Genomic DNA, 25,200 nt, shown 5'->3' on the forward strand with positions numbered 1-25,200 from the left:
CACTAACGCGGCCGGCTGCGCTCGATCAGCTCGGCCGCGCCGTTGGCAAGCAGTTCGAGTCCGACCGCGCGGCCAAGCTCGCGGGGGCGATCAGCGGGACCGGCGCGCTGGGCTTCGATGAAGCGGCCGCCATCCTCGTCGAGCACTGAGGCGGTCAAGGTCATCTGGTCCCTGTCGATGGTCGCGAAGCCCGCGATCGGCGAATTGCAGTGCCCATTGAGCACCCACAGCACCTCGCGCTCCGCGTCGGCGCAGCTTCGCGCTGCGCCATCGTCGATCGTCGCGAGGATGCGCCGCGTCTCCCAATCCAGGGACGGGCACTCGACCGCGACGATGCCCTGCCCAACCGCTGGCAGCATATCGGCGGCTGCGAAGTCGAACGAGGCGCGGTCGGAGAGACCGACACGCTCCAGGCCGGACCGCGCCATGATCAGAGCATCCGCCGGTCCGACCGCCCCGCCATCGGGAAGCCGCTGCAGCTCGCCATTGTCGAGCTTGCGGATACGGGTATCGGCCGCGCCGCGGAAATGGATGAGCTCGGCCTGCGGGAACAGCCGCCGCGCATAGGCGGCGCGGCGAACCGCATTTGTGCCGATCTTGAAGCCACGGCCGCCATCCTTGCGGAATTCGTCCAACGACAGCCCGCGCCGCAAGACCAGCACGTCGCCTGGCGGATCACGCGAGAGCAGCGCCGCGATGACCAGGCCCGGGGTCTCTTCATTGCCCGGCATGTCCTTCAACGAATGCATCGCCGCATGCAGTCTGCCGTCCAGCATCGCACGGCGAATTTCGGCCACGAATGCCCCGCCCTTGCCGCCATGGGTCAAGAGCTTGCTGGTCTGGTCGGAATCTCCTGTCGTCTCGAATTTGACGATCTCGATGTCGAGCGAGGGAATTGCCGCCTGCAGACGGCGTGCGATTTCCTCCGTCTGCGCCAACGCCATCGTGCTCTTGCGGGTGCCGATCCGGAAACGTGTCACGAATTCATTCCTGCGTCAGCGCGCGTCCTGCAAGATCATGTCGGAGGCTTTTTCCGCGATCATGATGACCGGCGCATTGGTGTTGCCCGAAACCAGATCCGGCATGATCGAGGCGTCGACGACGCGCAGACCATCGATGCCACGCACCCGCAGACGCTGATCGACCACCGCCAAGTCATCCGTCCCCATCCGGCAGGTCGAGGTTGGATGATAGATCGTGCTGCCGGTCTGCCGACAATAGGCCAGGATATCGTCGTCGCTCACGATCTTGGACCCCGGATAGGCTTCATCCGAGACATACGGCTTCAGGGCCGGCGCCGCCAGGATTTTTCGCAGGATCCGGATGCCGTCGATATTGGCGCGCCGGTCGGTCTCGCTGGCGAGATAATTGATGCGGATTTCCGGGGCTGCCGCCGGGTCGGCGCTCCTGATCCGCAGCGAGCCGCGGCTTTCCGGCCGCAACTGGCAGACCGAAGCCGTGAAGCCGGAAAAGGCGTGCAGCTTTTCGCCCATTTTGTCCGTCGAGAACGGGATGAAATGGATCTGGATGTCCGGGCTCGCCAGCCTCGGATCGCTCTTGAAGAAGGCGCCCGCGGTGCCGGCCGCGATCGTCAGCGGTCCCTTGCGGAAGGCGGCATAGCGGGCGCCGGCGAGCAGCTTGCGCACCGGATTGTTGACAATATCATTGAGCGTGATGCGCTGGCTGCACCGCATCACGATGCGCACCTGCAGATGATCCTGCAGGTCGCTGCCGACGCCTGGCGCATCGAGCACGACGTCGATGCCATGCTGCTTCAAGAGACCGGCCGGACCTACGCCGGACAGCTGCAGCAGTTGGGGCGAATTATAGGCGCCGCTCGATACGAGAATTTCTCTGCGGGCACGGGCCGTCCGCAGCCGGCCGCGCTGGCTGAACGTGACGCCGGACGCGCGGCGGCCGTCGAACAGGATACGCTGGGCCAGCGCGTCGGTCTCCACGTGAAGATTGCTGCGACCGAGCGCCGGCCGCAGATAGGATACCGCGCTGCTGGCGCGCCGCCCATGCCGTGTCGTCGTCTGGAAGAAGCCGGCGCCTTCCTGGCTTGCACCGTTGAAATCGGCATTGAACGGTAGACCGGTCTCGCCAGCTGCCTTGACGAACGCCTCCGAGAGCGGATCCTCGTGCCTCCAGTCGGACACCGGGAGCGGGCCACCGACCCCATGGTAATCATCGGCGCCGCGCGACTGATTTTCCGCCCGCTTGAAATAAGGCAGGACGTCGTCATAGCCCCAGCCGACATTGCCGCGCTGCCGCCAGCGGTCATAGTCCTCGTGCTGGCCGCGGACATAAAGCAGACCATTGATCGAACTGGAGCCGCCGAGCACCTTGCCGCGCGGCTGAAACACGGAACGGCCGCCGAGCCCGGGCTCCGGCTCGGTCTGGTACATCCAGTTGACGGTCTTGTCCTTGAACAGCTTGCCGTAGCCGAGCGGGACGTGGATCCAGATATTGGTGTCCTTCGGGCCCGCCTCGAGCAGCAGCACGGTATGCTTGCCGTCCTTGCTGAGGCGGTTGGCGAGCACGCAGCCGGCCGAGCCGGCCCCGACCACGATGTAGTCGAACTCCAGGTCCGCCCCCCGTAACGCCACGCTGCCTTCCATCGTTTCCCCGCCCAGGCTCTCTTGTTGTTTCATCCTGGAGATACCAAAAAACCGGGACATGCAAGCGGCAAATCGACAGGGCTGGCCGGCTGGATCAGGTCTTCCCTCCTGCTGCAAGCAGCTGCGCAGTGTGCCGCGCGATCATCAGCTCCTCGTTGGTGTTGATGACGAACACGCTGATGTCCGAGCCCTCCGACGAGATCACGGTTTCGCTCGCGCGGTTCCGGCGCGCGTCGAGCGCGATGCCAAGCCATTCGAAGTCTCGGCAGACGCGCTCCCGAACGCGCCAGGCGTGCTCGCCGATACCGCCGCAGAACACGATCGCGTCCACGCCGGAGAGGACCGCTGCCATGGCGCCGAGCTCCCGCCTGATGCGGTCGACGAAATAATCGACGGCCTGCCGGGCCTCCGGCGTATCCGCCGCTTCCAGCTCACGCATGTCCTGCGACAGTCCCGACAGGCCCTTGAGACCCGAATGATTGTAGAGGAGATCGGTGACCGCCGCGGCGGTCATCCGCTTCTCCTGCAGCAGGTAGAGAACGACGCCAGGATCCAACTGCCCGCAGCGCGTCCCCATCGGCAATCCGTCGAGCGCGGTGAAGCCCATCGACGAGCCGATGCTCCGCCCGTCGCGAATCGCACACATCGACGCGCCGTTGCCGAGATGCATGACGACGACGCGGCCCTTCTCGGCCTGCGGTGCAATCTCCTGCAATCGCGAGATCACGTACTCATAGGACAGACCGTGGAAGCCGTAGCGCCGGACGCCCTGCTCATAGAGCTCGCGCGGCAAGGCGTAGGTATCATTGACCCAGGGATGGGAGCGGTGGAAGGCGGTGTCGAAGCAAGCCACCTGCAGCGCGCCGGGGAAAGCCCGGTGCGCCGCGCGAACGCCGGAGAGATTGTGGGGCTGATGCAGCGGCGCCAGGGGATTGAGCGCCTCGAGACGCGTCAGGTCCTCATCGGCGACGACGATGGGCCGTGTGAAGGCGAGCCCGCCATGGACGATGCGGTGGCCAATCGCATCGACGGTCGCGCGACCGGCAGCGCGCTGCAGAACATCGATGACCACGGTGAGAGCCGCTTCATGATCGGTCGCCCTTTCCGGATCGAGCCGCTCATCAGCCAAGATGCGGCTGCTCGAACGGGCTTCGAGATGCGGCGTCGCGGTACCGAGCCCTTCGACTTGGCCCCGCAGGATTTCGACCGGGCCGGCCGCGTCCTCGAACAGTGCAAACTTGATCGACGACGAGCCGGCGTTGAGGGTCAGGATGTGGCGCATCGTCATGCTGCTGGTCCTCGTCTTGGCCGCGCGCCATCGTGCAAACTGCGGAAAATACGACCCGTTTTCATGACGGTCCAAAAACAAATAAAACGCCAGGTTGTATCGCCAGGCCGATAATATCGTATGCTGACATTCTGCCCAAGCGAGCCGGATCGCGGAGAGGACCAGCGCGGTGACCATGCCTCGACATCTTCTGCCGACCACCGTGGTCGGAAGCTACCCGCAGCCGGACTGGCTGGTCGATCGCGCCATGCTCGCAAAGTCGGTTCCCCGCATTCGCATGCAGGGCATGTGGCGGATCCAGCGGCCGCTGCTCGACGACGCTCAGGACGATGCGACGATCGTCGCGATCCATGACATGGAGCAAGCCGGGATCGACATCGTGTCGGACGGCGAAATCCGGCGCGAGAGCTACTCGAACCGTTTCGCCACCGCGCTCGACGGCATCGATGCCGACAATCCGGCCATCATCGTCTCGCCTTCGGGACTCAAGACGCCCGTGCCGCGCGTAGTCGGGCCGATCAGACGAAAGTACCCGATCGAGCTGCGCGACATGGAGTTCCTCCGCCGCAACACAAGCCGCGCCGCCAAGATCACCTTGCCCGGGCCGTTCACCTTGGCCCAGCAGGCGCAGGATGATTTCTACCGCGACGACGAGGCGCTCGCGATGGCCTTCGCCGAGGTCGTCAATGCCGAAGCGCGCGATCTGCAAAGGGCGGGCGCCGACGTCATCCAGCTCGACGAACCCTGGGTGCGCAACAATCCCCCGGCTGCGCGGCGTTTTGCGGTGAAAGCCATCGACCGGGCGCTCGATCATATTACGGTTCCGACCATCGTTCACGTCTGCTTCGGCTATGCGGCCATCGTGCCCGGCTCCAGCAAACCGACCGGATACCCGTTCCTGTCCGAACTCGCTGATTGCTGCGCGGAGCAGATCGCGATCGAGGCGGCGCAGCCGCGGCTCGATCTCGGCGTTCTCAAGGATCTTTCGGCCAAGACCATCGTGCTCGGCGTGCTCGATCTTGGCGATCCCGAGGTCGAACCGGTCGCCGTGATCGCCGCCCGCATCCGCAGCGGTCTCAACATCGTGGCACCGGAGCATCTCGTCGTCGCGCCGGATTGCGGCATGAAATATTTGCCGCGCGCGACCGCCTTCGGCAAATTGCAGGCGATGTGTGCGGCGGCAGCGCAGGTCCGCGAGGAGCTCGCCTGAAACCAATGTGGCAGAAGCGGCGCATGTCGGGCAGCGTCCTTCACGATCACACCACCCTGCGCCCGCATTTCCGGAATAAGGCAGACGGCGAGCGCCAGGAGATCGGTTGGGCCGACCTCTTCGGATATGGAGGCTCGGATGACCGTTTGCATCACCGCCAGACACGTCCTCGGCTCAATCGCCGTGCTGGGCTGCGCAGCATCAAGCGGGACTGCAATGGCCGATCCGCTCGACGACGTCATGGGCGGCCTGATGCGCGACGCGCGCAGTTCGTTCGCGCGCATGGTGCCGCTCGACCTCGTTCCCGCGATGCCGTCGCTGCAACCTCCTGCAATCCAACACCCCAGCGCGCCGCCGGTGGCCGCGCAACCGCTGCCGCCCCCACAGCCCAGCGCGAGGCCGGTGGCGCCAGCTTCGGACCGCACGGCCAAGCCGCGTCCGCCGCTCAGTCCGGCCGCCGCGGCGCTGGCCGCCGCGGAAGCTGCGGAGACCGTCGCCGACGCCAATCTCGATGCCGCGCTGGCCGCCAATGAGAAGGCGGTGGCCGATCGCAACGCCGCCGACGCGCTGGCCAAGGCCAATCCCAATCCCGCCAATATCGCCGCGGCGAAAGCGGCGACCGAGGCGGCGCACACCGCAGACGCCAACCTCACCGACGCGCTGCTCGCCGACAAGGATGCCGATGCGCGGCTCAAGGCGGCCCGCGCCGCGCTGGCCGCCGAGCAGAGCGGCCGGAGGTCGTCGACCGGAGCACAAGTGCAAACGCCAGTCAGCCTGACCGACAAATAGCCGCTGACCTTACGCCGACCTCACAACCATGGACCTCACAACGCGTCAGCGCGCTCCAACGTGTCGATTGTCACGACGCCATGGGCGCGGGACACGCAGGCGCAGAGCTTGCGATTGTCGTGCTTCTGCTCCTCGCTGAAGAACACGTCGCGATGATCGATCTCGCCTTCGACCGCAACCACGTCGATCGCGCAGACCCCACATTCGCCGCGGCGGCAATCGGCCATGACCTCGTGTCCTGCTGCATTCAGCACATCGAGCATCGAGCGATCGCGCGGCACGATGATCTCCTCGCCGCTGCCGCGCAGCCGCACCTTGAACGGCTCGGTCGCCAGACGACCTGATGATCCGAACGTCTCATAATTGAGGTCGGACGACGCCCGGCCGCATGCGGCCCAGGCCGCACGCGCGGCGTCCAGCATCCGCATCGGCCCGCAGAACAGGACGGCGGTGCCGGCCGGCAAGCCGGCGAACAGGCCTGCCAGATCGAGCCGCTGCGCCTGGTCGGCCGCATAGACCGCAAGCCGATCGCCGAGCAGCGGCGACAGCTCATCGAGATAGGCCGCATCGCCGCGCGATCTCACCGCATAATGCAGCGCGACATTCGGCGTCTTGCGCATCAGCGCCTGTGCGGCACCGACCAAAGGCGTGATGCCGATGCCGCCGGCGACGAGACAATAATGCTGGCGCTGCCAGTCGACCTGCAGCAGCGAGGTCGGGCTGGTCACGTCGAGCCGGGCGCCCGGCTGCAGCGACCACAGATAGCGTGAGCCGCCGCGCGAATCCTCGGCGAAGCGCACCGCGATCCGGTAACCCCGCGGGTCGGCCTCGCCGACCAGTGAATAAGAGCGGACATCCGCCTGACCCGCGATGAAAACGCTGACCTTGATGTGGCTGCCGACCGGATAGGGCGCGCAGGCATAGCCGTCCGGCCGCAGGATGAACTCGCGAATGCCCGGCGCGAGATCGCGCGTCGCCACGAGCGTGGCGGGCGACCAATTGTCCTGGAAGCGCATGATGGTCTCCTCAGCTCTCGGTCTGCGTCTTGATCAGCACTGCGGCCGGAACGAGGTCCATAGGTCCGCGCGTCCTAACCGCCAGGCGCAAATTGCGGGCTGCAAGCCGGGCATGCTCCCGCATGATCGCCTCGGCGCGCGCGCCTTCCCGGTTCTCGATCGCATCGACGACGATGCGATGGTGCTCCTGGGCCACGACCAGGATATGGCGTGCCTCGGGCAGCGCCGACTGCGCCATGACGAAACCGCTCGGCGACGCAAAGGGCAACGCACTGGCGCGATCGACCTGGCGGATCACCGGCGCACTGCGCGACAGCTCGGCCAGCAGCGCGTGGAAGCGGGCATTGAGCGCGACATAGGCAGAGAACGCGTCGAAGGAGATTTCGGCCGGCGCGATCAGCTCGTCGATCTGCGCCAGGCATTCGCGCATCGGCTCGGTATCGCGCACGGAGACGCCGCGCTCGGCGGCGATGCGCGCCGCCAGACCTTCCATCGTGCCGCGAATCTCGATGGAATCGAGCACGTCGCGCTCGGAGAACGATTTGACCATGAAGCCGCCGGACGGAATCGCCTCCAGCAGCCCCTCCTCTTCCAGCCGCACCAGCGCCATGCGCACCGGGGTGCGCGAGACGCCGGCAGCTTCCACCGCCTGCAGCTCCGAGATGCGCTCGCCCGGCCGCAGCGCGCCGGTGAGGATCAGGTCGCGCAGCGTCAGCTGCGCACGAACAGTCTGGGAAATCGAGCGCTCATTCTCACGCTCTGCCATGTCCGATTACTCCGCGGCTTCGCGCAGCGGTGTCTCGCGCGCGATCATCCGGTCGATGATCCGCCGCGCCCACATCGCCCCTGCATCGATGTTGAGATTGTAGAAGACGCGTCCCGGATTTTCGTCCATGGCGCGCTGCTGTGCTTCCAGGATCAGCTCATCCTCGCGGAAGATGCCCGATACGCCCTCGCGGATCTCGGTCGTCAGCCGCTGCTCGGTGAGCTGGTAGTTGCGGGCGAAAGCCCAGAAATAATGGCAGGTCTTGTCGGTCTCCGGCGTGATGGTGTTGAGCACCATGCCGTTGACGCCCTGCGAACGGTCGCCTTCCGGCGCGCCCGTCCCCGTCGGCGCGACGCCGACATCGATCGTCACCGTGCATGGCGCCTCGAACCGGATGATCTGCCAGCGGTCGACCAGACCGGGCTTGCCCAGCTGCTTGGCCCAGAACGGCGGCGGCTCGATGCCGCGCATCCAGCGCGTCACGGTCGCGGTGCGCTCGCCATGGGTGACATCGAACGGCGCTTCCGCCACCGCATCATTGCCGATCGACGAGCCGTGCACGAAGGTCTCGTGCGTAAGGTCCATCAGATTGTCGACCACCAGGCGGTAGTCGCATTTGACCTGAATCGTCTTGCCGTCGCCCGCCCAGGCCGGATCGTGATTCCAGTGCATGTCGGGGATCGTGGCCGGATCGGCCAGTGCCGGATCGCCCATCCACAGCCAGATGAAACGATGACGCTCGACGGCCGGATAAGCGCGCACGCAGGCGGACGGATTGATGGTTTCCTGAGACGGCATGAAAGTGCAGCGGCCCTGCGGGCTGAACTTCAGGCCGTGATAGCCGCAGACGACCGTGTCGCCTTCCAGCCGTCCCTTGGACAGCGGAACCAGCCGGTGCCAGCAGGCGTCTTCGAGCGCTGCGATGGAGCCGTCGGCTTTGCGGTACATCACCACATGCTTGCCGCAGATGGTGCGAGGCAGCAGAGCCTGCTTGACCTCGGCATCCCAGGCAGCGGCATACCAGGCGTTCATGGGGAACGAAGCAGCCATCACGTTTCCTCACTGATATATTAGTATACTGGCAGGTCGGTATACTCAACCGCCATGAATTGTATACATCAGACGCGCCTTTCCGGCAAGTTCTCTTGTAATTCCGTCCGAAGTTACCGCTCTCGGTATACAATCCGCTTCTCGGCCGGGCATTTTCATCTCCAGCGGCAGCCTCGATCGGCCGCCGGCTGTCTTCGCTCAGCGCTCCCGCCGGTCCGGCGCGGGACAGATTGGATCCCGATCGGCTGCCGCGCCGCCTCTGCCATGTTCCCTCACGTCGCCGGGCATAGAACGAGATTTGGGCTTGGCCGGATCAGACGGTGCCGGCCGCAGGCACGTCGCAAGCGCGTCGGGTTGCGCCGCTCCTGATCAGACGCGGCGCCGCCCCCCGGATTGATCACACCGGCTCGCCCTTGAGCCAGGCCGCCCCCCGCGCGTAAAGCGCCTCGACCTCCGGCCCTTTCAATCCCGGCATGTCGCGCTTGACCGTGTAGCCGATGCGAGTTTGCAGATAAGCGAGATGGCGGTAGCCAACCGGAAACTGCTCCAGCAGGACATCATCGAGCGCGGGCACAGCGCCGGGTGTCACCGGGTCCATGCGATCCTTCTCGTAAATCGGCTGGCGCAGCACGATCCCCCATTTTCCCTGGCGCTTTTCGAGAAAGTCGTAGAAGCGGCCGGTGCAGAGCACATCGCAGAGCACGCCTTCGACCTCGGCGCGCTGCGAAATCGTCATCTTCGTCTGCGCGATCGCGCGGGATCCTGCGAGATCGACCGAGATGCCGCCGAGAAAGTGCAGGATGTTGACGCCCTTGGCCCAGGCAGCCTTGCTGATCTCGATAAACTCGTCGCCCGTCCCCTGCGTCCAGGTCGCCATCATCCGTCCGTCCGGATGCCAGACCGAGCGAAAGCGCTCCCAGTCGCCGGCGTCGCGCCAGATCGCCCAGTTCTGCAGCAGCTCGCGGATCTGGCGGTCGTCCTCGATCTCGGCGGCGGTCTTGGTCATGGTGGCATTCCTCCTGATTGTGCGGCTGCTGGATACATCGATCGGGTGAACGCTGCAAAACCCCCGGCAGAGTCATGGTGGGCCCCGCAGCTCGCCTCATGCCCGCTGTCGTCCCAGGGAAGTGCGGCAACGCGCCAGCGTTGGCGGATACTGACCCGGGACCCATACGCCGTGGTCGTCGTGGCTGGGAGAGACGGGGCGAACATCGTGCCTCGCACGTCTCCCTAGGGTTATGTCCCGGATCGGCGCGCGCGTTGCGCGCTTGTCCGGGACGACAGCGGGGCAAATGATCGACATTTTCGGCCTCATCATCAGGTGTGAGAGACAAGCGTCTTTCGTCCCGCGGCATGTGATGCCCGGGTGATGCAGCGATCTTGCCCTCCTGAACAATGAGAGGGCGCGGGGAAGGCCGGGCCTCGGCTGAGGCCCCGTGGCCCGCCTGCAACAAAGAAAGCAGGCGGCAGTCACCACAGGTCCAGCCGGACAGACCCGGCCTTCCCCGCGCGACGGTTTTAACGGTGTCCTTCGTGCTCTCCCTGGGGATCGGCGTTCTTGCCCCCATTTGCGACAACGCGCTTGTGGCGCGTTGCGCAGACCTCAGCGTCGAGAGGCCAGGACCACACGACTTTGCCGTCCGTCACGCCTGCGCTCGTCCGGCGCAGCCGTCACGTCCATCGCAGCCCACCTCCACGTTCGTGACGACGCGTCCGTCCCTCTACTCGAGGCGGGATGGGCCGAGAAGACCATGATTTCGGAAAAATAGCAATACAAATGTTTGCCGCGCGCCACACGCCGGCTGCGCTCGATCGCCTGCCTTGCCCGGGATCTTGAGCGTGCGGCGCCGTTCCATCCGGACACGGGGCACCGGCTGGCGTGGCGTCCACCGCGGCGAGCTGCTACGATCGCGGCGTTGCGATTGCGAAAGGCTGGCCTGTCATGACCGAGCGCAAACCGCTGGCGACGAGCTTCGAGTCGTGGGTCGAGGCGCAGATCCGAGCAGCCCAGAGCCAAGGCGCCTTCGACAATCTGCCGGGAGCGGGCCAGCCGCTTGCAAATCTCGGCGACGAGCACGATCCGCTGTGGTGGGTGAAACAGCTGATCCGGCGCGAGCAGATCTCGATGCTGCCGCCCGCGCTGGAGTTGCAGCGCAGGGTGGAAAAGCAGCTGGCGGCAATCGAGAAGATGGCGGACGAAGCCGCAGTCCGTCGCGAGATCGCCGCGCTGAATGCTGACATCGCCAAGGTCAATGCCACCGTTGTGGAGGGACCGTCGACCCGGCTGGGCGTGCTCGATGAAGATCAGATCGTGGCGGGCCGGCGCAGCCGCCGGCGTCGATAACCGATCCGGGAAGCCGCGCCTGGAGCATCGCTTAGCGATCGCCCTGGACCGCGTGCCCATGGTCAGCCCTGATGAAGGCTCTCAAAAAAATCTCAGGATCAGGCGAGCAACGTGTCGGGCTGTGTCCGCGAGGACCGTCCTTGGGTCAGTCAGGCGAGACGAGCTGGCGTTGAGCCTATTCCGAGGACTGCACATCCGGCGTGACGTGCAGCCTGCATTTGCGAGAGAAGGAAGCCCGATGGCAAACAACAAGAACACGATCTGCCTGTGGTTCGACAAGGACGCCGAGGCCGCGGCACGCTTTTACGCGGAGGTGTTTCCCGACAGCCGCGTGACCGCCGTCCACCGCGCACCTGGCGATTACCCATCAGGCAAGGCCGGCGACGTCCTGACGGTGCAGTTCACCGTGTGCGGCATCCCCTGTCTCGGCCTCAATGGCGGACCCGCGTTCACGCCCAGCGAAGCCTTCTCGTTCCAGATCGCGACCGACGACCAGGCCGAGACCGACCGCTATTGGAATGCCATTGTCGGCCATGGCGGCAAGGAGAGCGCCTGCGGCTGGTGCAAGGACAAATGGGGCATTTCCTGGCAGATCACGCCGCGCGCGCTGACCGACGCCATGACCGAAGGCGGTGACGTCGCCAAGCGCGTGTTCGCCGCGATGATGACGATGCACAAGATCGACGTCGCCGCGATCGAGGCGGCCCGGCGGGGCTGACATCGCCATCCAGCCGGAACGCGTGACGGCGTTCCGGCTCTACGGGCGCAGGCAGCGCAGATGCAGGAACAGCGGCACCCGCAGCCAGCGCCGGCTGCTGTCGCGGGTGATGATCTGCTCGGGTGTCGACGGCTCGCGCAGCGCCTCGATCAGGAAGCCGGCGCTCTCCAGCGCTGCGAAATAGCTCTGCAGCGGGCGGTGCGCGCTGTGGAAGGTCATGTTCAGCCCGTCGCGCTCCACCGCGTCACTGAAGGTGAAGGAATCCAGATAGCTTCCCTTGATGACGAAGGGCGCATCCGGCGCCGGGCTCTCGAACCGCCCGGCCGAATTCAGTGGATGGACGATCGCCATGCAGAAGCGGCCGCCGCGCCGGAGCACCCGCGCCGCTTCGCCGATCGCGGCCGGCATCGCATCGACATCTTGCAGCGACATGAAGGCGATGACGAGATCGGCGCACGCATCGGCCAGCGGCAGCGCGGCCGCATCGGCGCGAATGACCGCGATCGACGGGTCGGCCTGCCTCGCCGCGGCGATGAGGGACGGCGAGGCATCGAGGCCGACCACTCTGTGGCCGCCGGCCGTGAGCTGCCGGGAGAGCCGGCCCTCGCCGCAGCCGATGTCCAGCGTGAGGACACCCGGCGGCGGCAGCAGGCGGTTGAACTGCTCGCCATGATGACGCCAGAAGCTGTCGTGACCTGGCGCCCTCGCCCAGGCCAGCCACGCGCTGGCCTGGTCTTCCCACTGCTCGCGAAGAGTCATCACCGGCCCCCTCTCACCTGACGCGTCAATCCGGAGCCGCGCTCAATAAACCGCTTCCGCGCGAGAGTCACCGGCTGCGCTGACCGCTTGGCGCTTGACGTGCGCGACAACGAAATTCCGGGCCCTGGGAACCATGCGGCCGCGAGCCTATTGGCTCCATGACATATCACCCCTGTGACACGTCCCCCCCTGGAGATCCATCATGGCCATCAAGGCTCTCACGATCACTCTCGCCGCCGCTGTGACGACATTGTTGACTGCAGCCGCCTCGGCTGCGCCGCTCACAGCGGGCCTGTCGGGTGTCCCAGATAACAGCGTCCAGCAGGTTCGCATGGTCTGCACCGAGAACGGCCGCTGCTGGCGCGAAGACCGCGGACACCGCACGATCGTCCGCGAAGATCGCGGCGCCTATGGCTATGGCCGGCGCGAGCGTCGTGATGATGACGACCGTGGCGGCATCGGCATCCGTGCCCCCGGCGTGAGCGTCGGAATTGGCCGCTACTGAGACTGACGCGATCGGCGTCCTGATCAGCACCGGCTGATCAGGAACGACAAATCAGTAAGAATTCGAGCAAGCCGGCGCTCGCGGGTGACCGCAACGGACCTGCGAATGCCGCGTCAAGATATTAGTTTTCGGCCGGGCCTCGCTATTGCGGGCGCACGCACCACATATGGATGATCACCGCGCGTCTCCCCGGCTGCCATCGGTGACTGAGAGCCCTGCGCTCCCGCCGCGACCAGAAGGCGGACAGCATGTCGAACATCCCGCAATTGAGCACCAAGGCCGGTATTCGCGAATGGCTGGTGCCGCCCCTCCTCGTGCCGATCTTCTTCGGCTTGCTGATCATCGTTGCGGTACTCGTCCGATGGTAGCCCCGCGCGGCGGGCCGCCGATGCCGGCCGAGCCTGTCGGCTCCTCCGCACCGGATCAACGAGATCCCTCGGCGCTGGATACGGCGCTCAGTTTGCAGGCGGAGAGCGCGCTCGCGAAAGCCGGCCTGATGCAGCCTGGCGGTGAACGCGCCGCAGCCGTCAGGAAGGCCAAGGTCCTCGCCAACGCTGCCGAAATCCTCAGGCATTTCAGCGGGCGGATTGGGCTGCGGACGAAGTGAAGGCCGAGCCGCGGCCTTCTCTTGCGCGCTGATCGACATCTTCCGATGGCGGCATCCAGTGCGAGGACATCTCGGCCCATGCTCAAGATCGATCTCACCACGAAAGCGCATCTTCACGGAACGGTCGTAGACCCGGACTTTCTGGTGCGGGAGATTCGCGGGCTGAAGCGCCTGCTCGCCGAGGCCGAGAGCAATGCAAAGGCGTTGCTCGACAAGGCCGAGATCGAGGCGAGAGAGCGCGAGGTCGTCGGTGGGCTGCAACGGCTCATTCTCGAGGAACTGCAGCACCGCATCAAGAACACGCTCGCAACCGTCGGCGCCATCGTCTCGCAGAGCCTGAGCGGCCTGCCGGCAGCCAAGGACGCTCAGCATGCCATTTCGGGGCGGCTCCAGGCCCTCGGGCGCGCGCACGACCTCTTGCTGCAAGCGCGATGGTCCAGCGCCGACCTCGGCACCGTGATCCGCAACTCCATCCAGGCCTTCGACGACCCGGACGTCTCGCGATTTTCGATTCTGGGCCCCGAGGTCCCGGTGACGTCGAATGCCATTGTGGTCATGGCGATGACGCTGAACGAGCTTTGCACGAATGCGCTGAAGTTCGGCGCCTTGTCGGTCCCGACGGGCCGCATTGATCTCGTCTGGACCATCGATCGGCCGAAGCAGCACCTGCATCTCGTCTGGACCGAACGCGACGGCCCGACGGTTCAAGAGCCCGCCAGCCGAAGCTTCGGCACCCGGCTGATCGAAACGCTCGGCATGCAGTTCGGGGGCGAGGTGCAGCTAAGCTATCCGCCGACGGGCTTCTCCTACACGTTCGATGCGCCGATCACCGCACTCAATTCTCCGGCAAGATCGCCGGTGCACGACAACAGACGAGGATCGCAGATGTCACTCAGCCAATTTTGCGTCGACGAGCAGCCGCATACGATGGATGGACTGCGCCTGCTCGCCCAGGATGGCACGACGGGCGTCGAGGCCTTCATCAGCCGCAAGGTGATGGACATCTGGGCCGAACAGATCGAGCATGCGGGCGGGCGGCAGAGCCTGTTTCGCAGCCAGTACAACGCTCTGGGAAAACGAAACCTTGCAGCCCTCGCACGGATCGTGAGCGCGAAATATCAGCGCGGCGCGGCGGCCAACCGTCAGCATCCCTTCGTCGAGGTGCTGTTCTCGGACATCGCCGAGAGCGGCGAAACCCTGGACCTGAGCCAGTTGGTCCGCGCGCCCCTGCCGCCATCCTTCCACCGCCTGCCGTGAAGGCGGCGGCCGGAGCGATCAAGGCGTGCGGGGCTCGGCGCAGATCTCCTCGAGAAAATCCAGGAAGGCGCGAGCGCGCGAGGAGATCAGCTTGCGGCTCGGAAAGATCGCGGTGAGCTGGGCGGCGCGGGTGTCGAACACGACCTCCTTGCCGATCTCGACCAGCCGGCCCTCATGGAGCAGCTCGACGCAATAATGCTCCGGCAGGAACGAGACGCCGGCGCCATGCGCCACCGCGCGGCGCACCGCCAGGGGATTGTTGATGCGGGCAACATGCGGGCCGACGTCGAAGCGGACGAGATGGCCGTGCTGCTTGATCGTCAAGGTGCGGTCGCCGTAGCGGCGCTCGCAGATCATCAGATGAGCTTCCAAGGCGCGGATGTCGTCGCCGATGTCATGCACGGCGAGATAGGCCGGGCTCGTCACCCAGATCAGGCGGCCGCCGATCAAGACCTTCTGCGCCAGCTCGGAATCCTCCTGCACCCCGACCACCACCGCGATGTCGAAGCGATCGGCCAGCATGTCGATCGCACGCGTGGTCGCCTCGACATCAAGCTCGATGCGCGGATAACGGTGGTGGAATTCGGCGAGCTTGGGTGCGAGGATCTCCTCGCAGAAGGCCGGCGGCAGCGCGACCGACAGCCGGCCGCTGGGCACGTCGACCAGCCCGGTCATGACCGCATCGGCCTCCGACACCTGGTCGAGGATCTTCTGGCATTGCTGGAAGAACAATTCGCCCTCACGGGTGACGCGGACGCGCCGCGAATTGCGGTCGAACAGCCGGATGCCGAGGTCCTGCTCCAGGCGGGCGACCGACTTGCTGACCGAGGATTTGGGCATACCGAGGGAGCGTGACGCCCCGGTCATGCCGCCCGTGGCCACCACGGCATGGAACACGGGAATGTCCTCGATCCGCCACTTCATCTTCGGCCCACGCGTCCATATAGAGAAACGATCCGTGCACAATAGCATCATTGTCTAGCCGGGGAAACTTCTTAGGCTCGCCGGCCACATGCCGCCGCGCGTCAGCCAGAGGCGGCGTCGCATTTCGCGGAGGGAGACATGGCCCGGATCATCGGCGGCATCGGCGCGTCGCACTCGCCCACCATCGGCTTTGCGCGCGACACCAACAAGCAGAACGACCCCGCCTGGAAGCCGATCTTCGACGGCTTCGCGGTGGTCCGCGACTGGGTGAGGAAGACGGACATCGACGTCCTGTTCATGATCTACAATGACCACGTCACCTCGTTCTTCTTCGACCATTACTCGGCGTTCGCGCTCGGCATCGACGACAGCTATGTCGCGGCCGACGAAGGCGGCGGACCACGCAACGTCCCGCCGGCGAGAGGCCATCTCGGCCTGTCGCAGCACATCGCCATGGCGATGGTCGCCGACGAGTTCGACCTGTCGTTCTTCCAGGGCAAGCCGGTCGATCATGGCCTGTTGTCGCCGCTGTCGATGATGGGCGATGCCAGCGATCCATGGCCGGGCACCGTCGTCCCGCTGCAGGTCGGCGTGCTGCAACTGCCGATTCCCAGTGCCAAGCGGATGTGGAAGCTCGGCAGGACGCTGCGCAAGGCGATCGAGAGCTATCCGGAGGATCTGAAGGTGGCGATCTTCGCCACCGGCGGGCTGTCGCACCAGGTCCATGGCGAGCGTGCCGGCTTCCTCAACGAGGACTGGGACAACGAATTTCTCGATCTGCTGGAGAAGGAGCCCGAGGGGCTGACGGCGATGCGGATCGCCGACTACGCCGTGAAGGGCGGCATGGAAGGCGCCGAGGTGATCATGTGGCTGATCATGCGCGGCGCGCTCTCCGACAAGGTCCGCCTGGTTCACAAACAGACCTACGCGCCATCGGTGACCAATATCGCGACGCTGGTGTTCGAGGATCTCGGCACTGCGCCAGACCCGCGGGAGGTCGCGGCCTATCGCGCGCATATCGCCCATGAGCTGCAGGGCGCGGAGACGCTGCCCGGCACCTACCCGTTCACCCACGCGCGCAGCCAGGCCAATTTCCGCATCAACGACTTCCTGCACCGGCTCGTCATCCCGGCGCATCGCAGGAGATTCATTGAGGAATTCGACGCGCTGGCGGATGAATACCGCCTCACGCAAGAGGAGCGCGAGCTGATCCGGAACCGCAGATGGATCGAGATGATCAGGCGCGGTGTCAGCTTCTTCGTGCTGGAAAAGATGGCCGCGGTGATCGGCGTCTCCAACCCGGAGGTCTATGCGGCGTTCCGCGGCGAAACCCTCGAGGCCTTCCTCAAGACCCGCAAGGTGCCGATGCGCTACTCGGTCGCCGGCGGCGCCAAGGCGGACGCGATCGACGCGCAGTGACACACGCCCGACCGCTGGCCCTCCCTTTGCATCGGCTGCTCATCAGCCGGGTCGCAAGATGGAGTTGTCAGATGTCCGACACCCTGCACACCGTCGTCGTGGCCAGGAAGGCCATCGAGGCGCACAACATGGCCTCGTTCGAGCTCGTCCCGGCGGACGACCATCCGCTGCCGGGCTTCACCCCCGGCAGCCATATCGACGTCACCCTGCCGAACGGGCTGACGCGGCAATATTCGCTGCTGAACAGCGCCGCCGAGCGCAACCGCTATTGCATCGGCGTCTGGAAGGATGCCAACAGCCGCGGCGGCTCGAAGGCGCTGCATCTCGACATCAAGGAAGGCGACAGGCTGCAGGTCAGCCGGCCGCGCAACCGCTTCAAGATCCCGAAGGACACCAAGCGCGCGCTGCTGGTCGCGCGCGGCATCGGCGTGACGCCGATCCTGTCGATCGCCGACACGCTGAAGGCCAAGGCCATCCCGTTCGAGCTGCACTATGTGTTCGCGCTGATGTCGCCGGATTCGTTCCGTGGCACCATCGAGGGCTCGTCCTTCGCCGAGAATACCAGGTACTACACGGAATCCAGCGAGGACAATCAGCTGCTGAAAGCGGCGGATCTGCTCGCCGACCGTCCCGACGACACCCAATTGTTCATCTGCGGCGTCGACTGGTGGATGGATCCGATCATCGCGCAGGCCAAGCAGAAGGGCTTCGCCGAGGAGCGCATCCATATCGAGCGCTTCACCGCGAAGGCGGCCGCCGCGCTGCTCGACAAGGTGTTCGACGTCACCATCAAGAGCAGCGGCGCGACCTTCAAGATCCCGGGCGACAAGACCGTCACGGCGTTTCTCGAGGAGCACGGCGTCAAGATCGCGACCTCCTGCGAACAGGGCCTATGTGGCACCTGCAAGACCAGGGTTGTCGAGGGCGAGATCGACCATCGCGACAAGCGCCTGTCGGCGGCACAGCGCGCCGAGGGCTATTTCCTGCCCTGCGTGTCGCGCGCCAAAGGCGACCGGCTGGTGCTGGATCTGTAGCGCCGTGACCACCGAGACCGATCTGTGGCAGACCGCGTGGATCATCGCGCACCAGCATGGCAGCGACGGACCGGCCTTCGCGACCCGCATGGCCGACAGCTTCAAGCTCGGCCACAAGGTCGACGCGCACCAGGCGTGGCTGTCGATTGCGGCCAAGGTCGCCGTGCTGATCGACGCCACGGCGTCGGGCAGCGCGCACCGGCACTGATGTCGAAAACCGGACAGCGCCGGATGGGATCTGTCCGAAGTCGCACACGATCTGCGGCGACAAGCGTATCTCTTCGCTTGTTTGGAGATCCGCCGTCGACCGCTTCTCTATCGTCATTCCGGGGCAACGCGCAGCGGCGAGCCTGGAATGACGATGTGGAGACAGCCGGAGCTCGTCGGAACGGAATTTGCTCCGTCGCATCCGGTCACCCAGCGACCATCCCCCATGCGCGGATACACGCGTCGCGCCTTGTGAGGAATCATGTCCGTGTCACCGTCCAGCGCGGCAGAGCTCCCGGCCGCGGCCGACATCGCGCTCGCCTACCATGCCCGCACCAGGCATAGCCTGAAGCGCTATGCGGCGGGACCGGAGACGCTGGATTGGGATGCGCAGCCCAATCCGTTCCGCGACTTCGCCGGCAGCCCGCGCACGGCGCTGCCGCTGACCTCAGACCGTCTCGCCACGAGCTTCGCCGAGGCCTGCAATGGCACCGCCCCCGTGCAGCCGCTGACCATCGACAGCGTCGCGCTGCTGCTGGAATTGTCGTTCGGGCTCAGCGCGTGGAAAGAGTTCGGCCCGGATCGCTGGGCGCTGCGCTGCAATCCTTCGAGCGGCAATTTGCATCCGACCGAAGCCTATGTGATCGCGGAGCATGTCAGCGGTCTCGGCGACGGCCTGCATCATTATGTCAGCCGCGTTCACGTGCTGGAGCAGCGCTGCCGGCGGGCCATGGCTTCAACAAACGAGCCGCGGCTATGGCTCGGCCTGTCCTCGATCCACTGGCGCGAGGCCTGGAAATATGGCGAGCGCGCGTTCCGCTATTGCCAGCTCGATCTCGGCCACGCGATCGGCGCCGTCAGCTACGCGGCCGCCGCGCTCGGCTGGACCGCCCGCGTTGTCGACGGCCTCGACGGCAGCAGGCTGGCCGCGCTCATGGGGCTCGATCGCGCCAGCGATTTCGCCGGCGTCGAGGCCGAGGATGCCGACGTACTGCTCGCGATCACGCCGCGCGACGCGGCCGCAGGCGCGCCGCCGCCACTGCCCTCTGCTGCCGCGATCGACGATGATTGGACGGGACAGGCCAATAGGCTCGACCGCCATCCGCTCTATCGCTGGCCGGTGATCGCCGAGGTGAGCGCCGCGACGCGCGGCGGCGGACGTGATGCGGCCGCCGCGCCGCCACCCCACCCGCCGCGCGCCTCGCCATCCCCTGCGCGCGCAGCCGAACTCATTCTCGGCCGCCGCAGCGCCCAGCGCTTCGATGCGAAATTCACGATGGCGCTCGCCGCATTCCATCAGCTGCTCGACGCGCTGCTGCCGCGCGCCGCACCGCCCTGGGAGGCCTGGCCGTTCACGCCGCGGCTGCATCCGCTGCTGTTCGTGCATCGCGTCGAGGGTCTCACGCCCGGCCTCTATGCGCTGCCCCGCAGCGGCGAGGCCCAAAGCGATCTGCGCCGTGCGCTGCGTGCCGAGTTCGACTGGCAACGCGTCGCGCGCGCGCCCGATCGTCTGCCGCTGTTTCAACTGCTGCCGACCGACAGCCGCGGCGTGATCCGGACCGCGAGCTGTCATCAGGCCATCGCCGGCGACAGCTGCTTTGCGGTGGCCATGCTCGCCGAGTTCGCCCCACTCATCCGCGAGACTCCCTGGCGCTATCGCCAACTTCATTGGGAGGCCGGCCTGATCGGCCAGGTGCTGTATCTCGAAGCCGAGGCGGCGGGCCTGCGCGGCACCGGCATCGGCTGCTTCTTCGACGAGTCCGTGCACGAGATGCTCGGCGTCGCCGGCACCGATCATCAGACGCTCTACCACTTCACCGTCGGCCGCCCCCTGGCCGACGACCGCATCACCACGCTGCCGGCCTATCCCGGCCGCACGCGCAATGAGTCGGGAGCCTTGCCATGAGACCGCGTATCCCGTTCCAACGCATCGATGTCGGCCAGGCCGCCGAGCTGCTGCTGCGCGACGACGTGCTGCGCTTCGACGTGCGCGACCGCGCCTCGTTCAACGCCGCCCACATCACCGGCGCGCAGCATCTCACCCAGGGCAATCTCTCGGCGCTGATCTCCGGCACCACCCGGCGCACGCCGATCCTGATCTACTGCTATCACGGCCATGCCAGCCAGGAGTATGCGCAGACCTTCTCCGATTTCGGCTTCGCGGAGGTCTATAGCCTCGATGGCGGCTACGAAGCGTGGCGGCAGCGCGTCCCGGCGCAGAACGGCTCGGCGAATGTCGGCCCGACATTGGCGGCTTGGCTCGCCGCGGAGGGATTTCCCGCCGATGGCGTCGACGCTCGCATCGCCAATCGCACCACGCCGCTGATGAAGGCGGCCTATCTCGGCAATGTCGCCATCATCCGCGAGCTGCTCGCCGCCGGCGCGGCGGTCGCTGCGATCAACGCCGACGGCAACAACGCGCTGTGGCTCGCCTGCGTCGGCCAGCACCTGGACGCCATCGATGCGCTGGTCGAGGCCGGCATCGATCTCGACAACCGCAACGACAATGGCGCGACGGCGCTGATGTATGCGTCCTCTTCCGGCAGAGCGGACGTGGTCGCACATCTCCTCGCCAAGGGCGCCGATATCAGCGCCGAGACGCTCGACGGCTTCACGGCCCTCGACATGGCCGCATCGCTCGAATGCCTCAGCCTGTTGCGTCACGCGGCCAAGGCCACGGCCCGTCCGGTGCCGGAGGTGAGACCATGACCGTCATCGAGCACGATTTCGGGATGCAGCAGCGCCAAATCGAACGCCGGTTCCGAACGCTGCTCAGCCTCGACGCGCTGCACGAGGCCAATGTCCGCGCCAATCCGGTCCCTTATCTGGAGCGGGCGAGCGAGCGGATCTATCAGCTCGAGAAGGCGCTGTTCGAGGCATGGCAGGCGGCAATGGCCGCGACCGACGGCGACGACGAGACGGTGAGCATCGGCAAGGCCGAGCATGCGCGCCTACTGCAATGCCGAACCATCGTCGCGCGCGCTTATGCGCAACTGGTCGCCGATCAGCCCGCCCCTGAGACGCATGAACCAAATGGAGACCAACATGGCGAGTGACGGCTTCTTCGTGGACTGGGATGGCAATCTGCGCAGCGCCGCCGATCCCGGCGGCGGCTATCTCTGCGACATCGATACGGTGGCACGCTATGTCGCTGTGACGACGAAGAACGGCACGCTGGTGCACGAGGCAACATTCTTCAGGTCGCAAGCCGATGTCGAGAAGGCCGGAATCAAGGCTCAGCTGGTGCCCGGCAGCCATCCCTGGGGCAAGAAGGCGGATGGGTTTTAGGAGATGCGTCGAACGCCGTTGACCCCATGAGCGTCATTGCGCGCGAAGCAACCCAGAGATGGACCAAGACTCTGGATTGCGTCGTCGCTTCGCTCCTCGCAATGACGGCAGGCAGCATCTGTCAATCCGGGTGGATCATGATCTCCATGGTCTCATCAAGATCGTCGAACGGATCAGGGAAACTGACATCCTCGACCAGCGCGACGCCGCACAGGCAGACGTCGCCGTCGATGACGGCGAGCGCGATCGGCTCGAGGCTTTGGCCTTCGCAGGCGCCGGCGTGGCACAGGCCGGTGTCGATCTCGAACGTCGCGCCATGACGGCCGCAGCGCAGCAGCGTCCGGTCGGCATTGAAGAACTGGCCGCTGCCGATGTTCAGCCATTTGCCCTCGTGCGGGCACGCATTGACATAGCCGACGAAGCCACCCGAAGCGGTGTGGACGATGACGATCGGAAACGGCCGCGCCTCGCCATTGTCGCCAATCCGCGACAGGCTGAACGCCTTCGCCTCGCCCCTCGCAAGGCTCGTGGTGGGACAGATGACGAAGACTTCGGGCTCACGTTCGGTCATGCACGGCACTCCCTGATCGATGCGACGGGAGCAGCGGGACCGTGATGTCGTCTCCTGTCGCAAAGCTGACGACGGCAGCTCGGCTTGCCGAGCCACGGCACGTCCCTCTCGAAATTGTCCCGATCCTTGCATGAAGCGTGCCGCGTGCATCGAAAGCACGTGCGATGTCGCGTGGGAGACAATGATGGCCGCGATGAAGTTCTACATGACGCCGGGCTCCTGCTCGACCGGCATTCACATCATTCTCGAGGAGCTCGAGGAGGTGTTCGAGGCCCATATCGTCAATCTCCCGGCGGGCGACAATTTCAAGCCGGACTACGTCGCCATCAATCCGAAATCCACGATCCCTGCTCTGGTGCGCAGCGACGGCAGCGTGCTGACCGAGGTCCCGGCGATCGCCTACTGGCTCGGCCGCTCCAGGCCGCGGGCGAAGCTGTGGCCGAGCGATCTCGAAACCGAAACCCGGCTGCTCGAGGCCATGACCTACATTTCCGGCACTGTGCATGGCCACGGCTTTGCGCGCATCTTCGCGACACCGACCTTCAGCCGCAACGAGGCCGACCAGGAGTCGGTGCGTGCACTCGGCCGCAATATCGTCGTAAAGGGCTTTGCGATCCTGAGCCGGATACTCGGCGAGCAGCCCTATCTCGGCGGCGATTTCAGCGTTGCCGATCCGATCCTGTTCTATGTCGCGTTCTGGGCCGACAAGACGGGGATCGCGCTGCCGGCCAATCTGCTGGCGCACTACCGGCGGATGTTGGCACGGCCCGTCGTGCAGCGCGTGCTGCGCGAGGAAGGGTATAATCCGGCGACGCTGGGAAAGAGTGCCGAGTAGCTCCTGCTCGTGCAGGAGCTATACGTCCTTCTCGACCACGGCCGCACAGGCAGTGCTGGTGCCATGCTGCCAACCCTGGAGCTTATGAGCTCCATCAACGCGACGGCGTCATTGCGAGCGCAGCGGCGCGACGAAGCAATCCACAGCCACGCGCGCGGCCCTGGATTGCTTCGTCGCTCCGCTCCGCAATGACGTGCCAACGGGATTTCGGCCGTTGGCGTCGACGCCAGGGTCTTACCTCTCGCCAGCCGGAGGCGAGCAGAGCGGCGTTCTACTCCGCCGCCTCTGCCATGGCGGCATGATCACCGAGATCGATGCCGCGGAAGATCGCGCAGCGGCGGAAGACGTCGATGGTCGGGCGCACGCTCTTGTGGTGGCAATATTTGGCGACGAGCTTGGCCAACCCCTTGATGTCGCGCCCCGAGGCGCCCGGAAACGTCTCGACCAGCAACTCGACCAAGCCGGCTTCGACCTTCAGCCCGAACTGCTCGCACATCACCTGCCAGATCCGCCGGCGCGCTGCGACATCCGGCGGCTGGAATTTTATGAGCGCGATGCAGCGCGACACGATGGCTTCATCGATATCGTCGATGCGGTTGGTGGTGAGAAACAGCAGGCCGTTGAAATATTCGAGCACGCGCAGGAACACGCCGACGACGGCATTCATGGTCATGTCGTCCTCGCGCCGCTTGATGTAGACGTCGGCCTCGTCGATCAGCATCACCGCACCCCAGCGCTGCGCCCGTGTCAGCGCATCCTTCAGGGCGGTCTCCATCGCTGCTACGCTCAGCCCGAGCTGCCCGGAATGCACCCGGTAGAGCGGCCGGCCGATGATCTCGGCATAGACCTCCGCCGTCAGCGTCTTGCCCACGCCAGGGGGACCCGCGCACAACACCGTGGTCCCGCCCGACTTGCCGGCGACGATATCGTCCATCAACAGATCCATCTCGGCGGTGAGGATGTCGATCAGGTCGGTCTGCTCCTCCGGCAGCACCAGCTTCTGCTTCAGCTCGGGCTGATAGGCATAGGGCGTCATATCGTCGGCATGCACCCAGAGATAATGGTGCAGATCGAGGTGGAACATCAGCATGTAGGGATGAACGGGAATCTTGCAGAACATCCCCTTCGGGATCGCCGCCTTGGAGTCCTCGACCTCCTGCTCGGCATCGTAGAGATTGCTCTTGGCGGCCTTGCGCAAATACTGCCCGAGAATGTCGCCGGTGACCTCGAGCGTGAGCGCACGCTCGGTCAGAATCCCTTCGTCATTGACCAGCCGCGCGCTGCCGCCGCCGGACGACAGCACGATCACGTCCTTTCGCGACCAGTCCAGGTCCCGATGCGAGGCGTTCGGATCATCGGCGAAAAAGCCGGTCCCGCGGCCGGAGAACTGCGCGCCATAGCGACCGCGCCAGGCGAAATAGCGCTCGGAGGTCTCGTCATAGGCGGCGATCAACTCCGGCGTCTCCTTGAGGACGCCCTTGGCGGCGAAGATCTCGGCGACGGTCCGGCCGACAATGTCACCGGCCGAAATGCGCAAGGTGGCCGTGGTGATCGATCCCTTGGCGTTGGCCTTCAGCTCGATGAAGACGCGGCCGGCCTCGTCATTGGACGGCGCCGTGTAGTCGAGCCGTGTGACGACATAAGGCAGCGGCCGGCTGGCCACGTTGGCCGTGAACATCCAGCCGCGGATGGCACCGGAGGTCAGATAGCGCGCGATCGCGGGCAGAACCTGTTCCAGCTCGTTCTCGGCAAAGCGCGCGCCGGCATCGTTGAACGCCCGCTGCAGGGTCGCGATATGCGCCGCGCGCGCGTGCCATTCGGGACCGGCCTTCTGATAGACGTCGCGCAAGAACTCCAGCTCGGCGCCTGCGAGTTGCGCGACGTTGACCTCGACCTTGTCACCGAACCGCAGCTGCTCCTTGAGAGGGGTGAGGTGCGGAAAGGCCGCCGCCATGGCCTCGATGGTCGGACGTTCGATCTGCAGCTTCATCG

At 65.7% G+C, this 25,200-nt stretch carries 26 protein-coding genes and 1 pseudogene; 16 read left to right on the forward strand and 11 right to left on the reverse strand.

Translation table 11 applies throughout. From position 1 onward, the window contains the following. Window positions 1–2: 2 nt before the first annotated feature. The 3 genes from hemC to HL671_RS02670 all read right to left on the reverse strand — a co-directional run bounded on the left by hemC (window position 3) and on the right by HL671_RS02670 (window position 3,909). Window positions 3–980: a hydroxymethylbilane synthase gene (gene hemC, locus HL671_RS02660; RefSeq protein WP_172235514.1), complete on the reverse strand. Its 978-nt coding sequence runs from the start codon at window positions 978–980 to the stop codon at window positions 3–5. Between the two features lie 15 nt (window positions 981–995). Beyond that, on the reverse strand, window positions 996–2,621 hold the full coding sequence (locus tag HL671_RS02665; RefSeq protein WP_172235603.1) for a GMC family oxidoreductase: 1,626 nt from the start codon (window positions 2,619–2,621) through the stop codon (window positions 996–998). A 94-nt stretch (window positions 2,622–2,715) separates the two neighbouring features. Next, the gene (locus tag HL671_RS02670) at window positions 2,716–3,909 is read right to left on the reverse strand and encodes an acetate/propionate family kinase (protein WP_172235515.1); all 1,194 of its coding nucleotides are present in this window, start codon (window positions 3,907–3,909) and stop codon (window positions 2,716–2,718) included. 175 nt (window positions 3,910–4,084) lie between these two features. On the opposite strand from HL671_RS02670, the gene HL671_RS02675 reads away from it, so the two are divergent. Together HL671_RS02675 and HL671_RS02680 are read left to right on the forward strand one after the other, a co-directional pair. Further along, window positions 4,085–5,119: a cobalamin-independent methionine synthase II family protein gene (locus HL671_RS02675; protein ID WP_172235604.1), complete on the forward strand. Its 1,035-nt coding sequence runs from the start codon at window positions 4,085–4,087 to the stop codon at window positions 5,117–5,119. A gap of 138 nt (window positions 5,120–5,257) precedes the next feature. Next, window positions 5,258–5,908: a hypothetical protein gene (locus HL671_RS02680; protein ID WP_012042399.1), complete on the forward strand. Its 651-nt coding sequence runs from the start codon at window positions 5,258–5,260 to the stop codon at window positions 5,906–5,908. Between the two features lie 35 nt (window positions 5,909–5,943). Here the strand turns inward: HL671_RS02680 and HL671_RS02685 are convergent, their stop codons facing one another. From HL671_RS02685 to HL671_RS02700, 4 genes are all read right to left on the reverse strand, one after another. Continuing rightward, the gene (locus HL671_RS02685; RefSeq protein WP_012042398.1) at window positions 5,944–6,924 is read right to left on the reverse strand and encodes a PDR/VanB family oxidoreductase; all 981 of its coding nucleotides are present in this window, start codon (window positions 6,922–6,924) and stop codon (window positions 5,944–5,946) included. Window positions 6,925–6,934: 10 nt separating this feature from the next. Continuing rightward, a complete protein-coding gene (locus tag HL671_RS02690; RefSeq protein WP_012042397.1) occupies window positions 6,935–7,690 on the reverse strand; it encodes a GntR family transcriptional regulator in 756 nt (251 codons plus the stop codon). Window positions 7,691–7,696: 6 nt separating this feature from the next. Next, window positions 7,697–8,740: an aromatic ring-hydroxylating dioxygenase subunit alpha gene (locus HL671_RS02695; RefSeq protein ID WP_172235516.1), complete on the reverse strand. Its 1,044-nt coding sequence runs from the start codon at window positions 8,738–8,740 to the stop codon at window positions 7,697–7,699. A gap of 397 nt (window positions 8,741–9,137) precedes the next feature. Then, entirely contained in the window at window positions 9,138–9,746 is a 609-nt protein-coding gene (locus tag HL671_RS02700; RefSeq protein ID WP_172235517.1) for a nuclear transport factor 2 family protein, read from the reverse strand. Between the two features lie 936 nt (window positions 9,747–10,682). Between HL671_RS02700 and HL671_RS02705 the strand changes: the two genes are divergently transcribed. Beyond that, window positions 10,683–11,084: a DnaJ family domain-containing protein gene (locus HL671_RS02705; protein WP_172235518.1), complete on the forward strand. Its 402-nt coding sequence runs from the start codon at window positions 10,683–10,685 to the stop codon at window positions 11,082–11,084. 238 nt (window positions 11,085–11,322) lie between these two features. Then, window positions 11,323–11,802 carry a VOC family protein gene (locus tag HL671_RS02710; RefSeq protein WP_012042393.1) on the forward strand — a complete coding sequence of 160 codons (480 nt, stop codon included), beginning with the start codon at window positions 11,323–11,325 and terminating at the stop codon, window positions 11,800–11,802. Between the two features lie 39 nt (window positions 11,803–11,841). Here the strand turns inward: HL671_RS02710 and HL671_RS02715 are convergent, their stop codons facing one another. Next, window positions 11,842–12,561 (reverse strand): class I SAM-dependent methyltransferase, encoded by a 720-nt coding sequence (locus HL671_RS02715; protein ID WP_012042392.1) that lies wholly within the window; start codon window positions 12,559–12,561, stop codon window positions 11,842–11,844. 202 nt (window positions 12,562–12,763) lie between these two features. Here HL671_RS02715 and HL671_RS02720 point away from each other — a divergent pair, with 202 nt between their 5' ends. The 4 genes and pseudogenes from HL671_RS02720 to HL671_RS02735 all read left to right on the forward strand — a co-directional run bounded on the left by HL671_RS02720 (window position 12,764) and on the right by HL671_RS02735 (window position 14,930). Continuing rightward, window positions 12,764–13,066 (forward strand): hypothetical protein, encoded by a 303-nt coding sequence (locus HL671_RS02720; protein WP_083780631.1) that lies wholly within the window; start codon window positions 12,764–12,766, stop codon window positions 13,064–13,066. 388 nt (window positions 13,067–13,454) lie between these two features. Then, the gene (locus tag HL671_RS02725) at window positions 13,455–13,673 is read left to right on the forward strand and encodes a hypothetical protein (protein ID WP_148221424.1); all 219 of its coding nucleotides are present in this window, start codon (window positions 13,455–13,457) and stop codon (window positions 13,671–13,673) included. Between the two features lie 78 nt (window positions 13,674–13,751). Continuing rightward, window positions 13,752–14,186: pseudogene (locus HL671_RS38890) on the forward strand (HWE histidine kinase domain-containing protein); the annotation flags it as partial. Window positions 14,187–14,558: 372 nt separating this feature from the next. Beyond that, window positions 14,559–14,930, forward strand: a complete 372-nt coding sequence (locus tag HL671_RS02735) for a signal transduction histidine kinase (protein WP_083780775.1) — start codon at window positions 14,559–14,561, stop codon at window positions 14,928–14,930. An 18-nt stretch (window positions 14,931–14,948) separates the two neighbouring features. On the opposite strand, the gene HL671_RS02740 is transcribed toward HL671_RS02735, so the two are convergent. Beyond that, a complete protein-coding gene (locus HL671_RS02740; RefSeq protein WP_172235519.1) occupies window positions 14,949–15,854 on the reverse strand; it encodes a LysR family transcriptional regulator in 906 nt (301 codons plus the stop codon). Between the two features lie 138 nt (window positions 15,855–15,992). On the opposite strand from HL671_RS02740, the gene HL671_RS02745 reads away from it, so the two are divergent. The 7 genes from HL671_RS02745 to HL671_RS02775 all read left to right on the forward strand — a co-directional run bounded on the left by HL671_RS02745 (window position 15,993) and on the right by HL671_RS02775 (window position 21,802). Then, a complete protein-coding gene (locus HL671_RS02745; RefSeq protein ID WP_172235520.1) occupies window positions 15,993–17,273 on the forward strand; it encodes a gallate dioxygenase in 1,281 nt (426 codons plus the stop codon). Between the two features lie 71 nt (window positions 17,274–17,344). Beyond that, a complete protein-coding gene (locus HL671_RS02750) occupies window positions 17,345–18,307 on the forward strand; it encodes a PDR/VanB family oxidoreductase (protein WP_012042387.1) in 963 nt (320 codons plus the stop codon). A 4-nt stretch (window positions 18,308–18,311) separates the two neighbouring features. Continuing rightward, window positions 18,312–18,515, forward strand: coding sequence for a hypothetical protein (locus tag HL671_RS02755; RefSeq protein WP_012042386.1), 204 nt, complete (start codon window positions 18,312–18,314; stop codon window positions 18,513–18,515). Window positions 18,516–18,776: 261 nt separating this feature from the next. Beyond that, window positions 18,777–20,420: a SagB/ThcOx family dehydrogenase gene (locus HL671_RS02760; protein WP_172235521.1), complete on the forward strand. Its 1,644-nt coding sequence runs from the start codon at window positions 18,777–18,779 to the stop codon at window positions 20,418–20,420. Between the two features lie 65 nt (window positions 20,421–20,485). Then, a complete protein-coding gene (locus HL671_RS02765; RefSeq protein WP_172235605.1) occupies window positions 20,486–21,223 on the forward strand; it encodes an ankyrin repeat domain-containing protein in 738 nt (245 codons plus the stop codon). Continuing rightward, window positions 21,220–21,570, forward strand: a complete 351-nt coding sequence (locus HL671_RS02770; protein ID WP_012042383.1) for a hypothetical protein — start codon at window positions 21,220–21,222, stop codon at window positions 21,568–21,570. The genes HL671_RS02765 and HL671_RS02770 overlap by 4 nt, the downstream gene beginning before the upstream one ends. Beyond that, window positions 21,560–21,802 carry a hypothetical protein gene (locus HL671_RS02775; RefSeq protein WP_041751355.1) on the forward strand — a complete coding sequence of 81 codons (243 nt, stop codon included), beginning with the start codon at window positions 21,560–21,562 and terminating at the stop codon, window positions 21,800–21,802. Before HL671_RS02770 ends, HL671_RS02775 begins: the two co-directional genes overlap by 11 nt. A gap of 121 nt (window positions 21,803–21,923) precedes the next feature. On the opposite strand, the gene HL671_RS02780 is transcribed toward HL671_RS02775, so the two are convergent. Beyond that, a complete protein-coding gene (locus HL671_RS02780) occupies window positions 21,924–22,373 on the reverse strand; it encodes a Rieske (2Fe-2S) protein (RefSeq protein WP_012042381.1) in 450 nt (149 codons plus the stop codon). 193 nt (window positions 22,374–22,566) lie between these two features. Between HL671_RS02780 and HL671_RS02785 the strand changes: the two genes are divergently transcribed. Further along, entirely contained in the window at window positions 22,567–23,208 is a 642-nt protein-coding gene (locus HL671_RS02785) for a glutathione S-transferase family protein (protein WP_172235606.1), read from the forward strand. A 271-nt stretch (window positions 23,209–23,479) separates the two neighbouring features. Here the strand turns inward: HL671_RS02785 and HL671_RS02790 are convergent, their stop codons facing one another. Then, the gene (locus HL671_RS02790; RefSeq protein WP_172235522.1) at window positions 23,480–25,198 is read right to left on the reverse strand and encodes an ATP-binding protein; all 1,719 of its coding nucleotides are present in this window, start codon (window positions 25,196–25,198) and stop codon (window positions 23,480–23,482) included. Between the last annotated feature and the right edge of the window lie 2 nt (window positions 25,199–25,200).

This window comes from Bradyrhizobium denitrificans, from assembly GCF_013179005.1.
GTDB lineage: Bacteria > Pseudomonadota > Alphaproteobacteria > Rhizobiales > Xanthobacteraceae > Bradyrhizobium > Bradyrhizobium denitrificans.

What these genes read in the sequence shown, in the direction of transcription:
- HL671_RS02710 (WP_012042393.1), top strand. Translation starts at nt 11,323, where the DNA reads ATGGCAAACAACAAGAACACGATCTGCCTGTGGTTCGACAAGGACGCC.
- HL671_RS02715 (WP_012042392.1), bottom strand. Translation starts at nt 12,561, where the DNA reads ATGACTCTTCGCGAGCAGTGGGAAGACCAGGCCAGCGCGTGGCTGGCC.
- HL671_RS02780 (WP_012042381.1), bottom strand. Translation starts at nt 22,373, where the DNA reads ATGACCGAACGTGAGCCCGAAGTCTTCGTCATCTGTCCCACCACGAGC.
- HL671_RS02740 (WP_172235519.1), bottom strand. Translation starts at nt 15,854, where the DNA reads ATGAAGTGGCGGATCGAGGACATTCCCGTGTTCCATGCCGTGGTGGCC.
- HL671_RS02790 (WP_172235522.1), bottom strand. Translation starts at nt 25,198, where the DNA reads ATGAAGCTGCAGATCGAACGTCCGACCATCGAGGCCATGGCGGCGGCC.
- HL671_RS02725 (WP_148221424.1), top strand. Translation starts at nt 13,455, where the DNA reads ATGCCGGCCGAGCCTGTCGGCTCCTCCGCACCGGATCAACGAGATCCC.
- HL671_RS02695 (WP_172235516.1), bottom strand. Translation starts at nt 8,740, where the DNA reads ATGGCTGCTTCGTTCCCCATGAACGCCTGGTATGCCGCTGCCTGGGAT.
- HL671_RS02700 (WP_172235517.1), bottom strand. Translation starts at nt 9,746, where the DNA reads ATGACCAAGACCGCCGCCGAGATCGAGGACGACCGCCAGATCCGCGAG.
- HL671_RS02735 (WP_083780775.1), top strand. Translation starts at nt 14,559, where the DNA reads ATGTCACTCAGCCAATTTTGCGTCGACGAGCAGCCGCATACGATGGAT.
- HL671_RS02675 (WP_172235604.1), top strand. Translation starts at nt 4,085, where the DNA reads ATGCCTCGACATCTTCTGCCGACCACCGTGGTCGGAAGCTACCCGCAG.
- HL671_RS02685 (WP_012042398.1), bottom strand. Translation starts at nt 6,924, where the DNA reads ATGCGCTTCCAGGACAATTGGTCGCCCGCCACGCTCGTGGCGACGCGC.
- HL671_RS02775 (WP_041751355.1), top strand. Translation starts at nt 21,560, where the DNA reads ATGGCGAGTGACGGCTTCTTCGTGGACTGGGATGGCAATCTGCGCAGC.
- HL671_RS02680 (WP_012042399.1), top strand. Translation starts at nt 5,258, where the DNA reads ATGACCGTTTGCATCACCGCCAGACACGTCCTCGGCTCAATCGCCGTG.
- HL671_RS02785 (WP_172235606.1), top strand. Translation starts at nt 22,567, where the DNA reads ATGAAGTTCTACATGACGCCGGGCTCCTGCTCGACCGGCATTCACATC.
- HL671_RS02665 (WP_172235603.1), bottom strand. Translation starts at nt 2,621, where the DNA reads ATGGAAGGCAGCGTGGCGTTACGGGGGGCGGACCTGGAGTTCGACTAC.
- HL671_RS02705 (WP_172235518.1), top strand. Translation starts at nt 10,683, where the DNA reads ATGACCGAGCGCAAACCGCTGGCGACGAGCTTCGAGTCGTGGGTCGAG.
- HL671_RS02690 (WP_012042397.1), bottom strand. Translation starts at nt 7,690, where the DNA reads ATGGCAGAGCGTGAGAATGAGCGCTCGATTTCCCAGACTGTTCGTGCG.
- HL671_RS02720 (WP_083780631.1), top strand. Translation starts at nt 12,764, where the DNA reads ATGGCCATCAAGGCTCTCACGATCACTCTCGCCGCCGCTGTGACGACA.
- HL671_RS02760 (WP_172235521.1), top strand. Translation starts at nt 18,777, where the DNA reads ATGTCCGTGTCACCGTCCAGCGCGGCAGAGCTCCCGGCCGCGGCCGAC.
- HL671_RS02770 (WP_012042383.1), top strand. Translation starts at nt 21,220, where the DNA reads ATGACCGTCATCGAGCACGATTTCGGGATGCAGCAGCGCCAAATCGAA.
- HL671_RS02670 (WP_172235515.1), bottom strand. Translation starts at nt 3,909, where the DNA reads ATGACGATGCGCCACATCCTGACCCTCAACGCCGGCTCGTCGTCGATC.
- HL671_RS02745 (WP_172235520.1), top strand. Translation starts at nt 15,993, where the DNA reads ATGGCCCGGATCATCGGCGGCATCGGCGCGTCGCACTCGCCCACCATC.
- HL671_RS02750 (WP_012042387.1), top strand. Translation starts at nt 17,345, where the DNA reads ATGTCCGACACCCTGCACACCGTCGTCGTGGCCAGGAAGGCCATCGAG.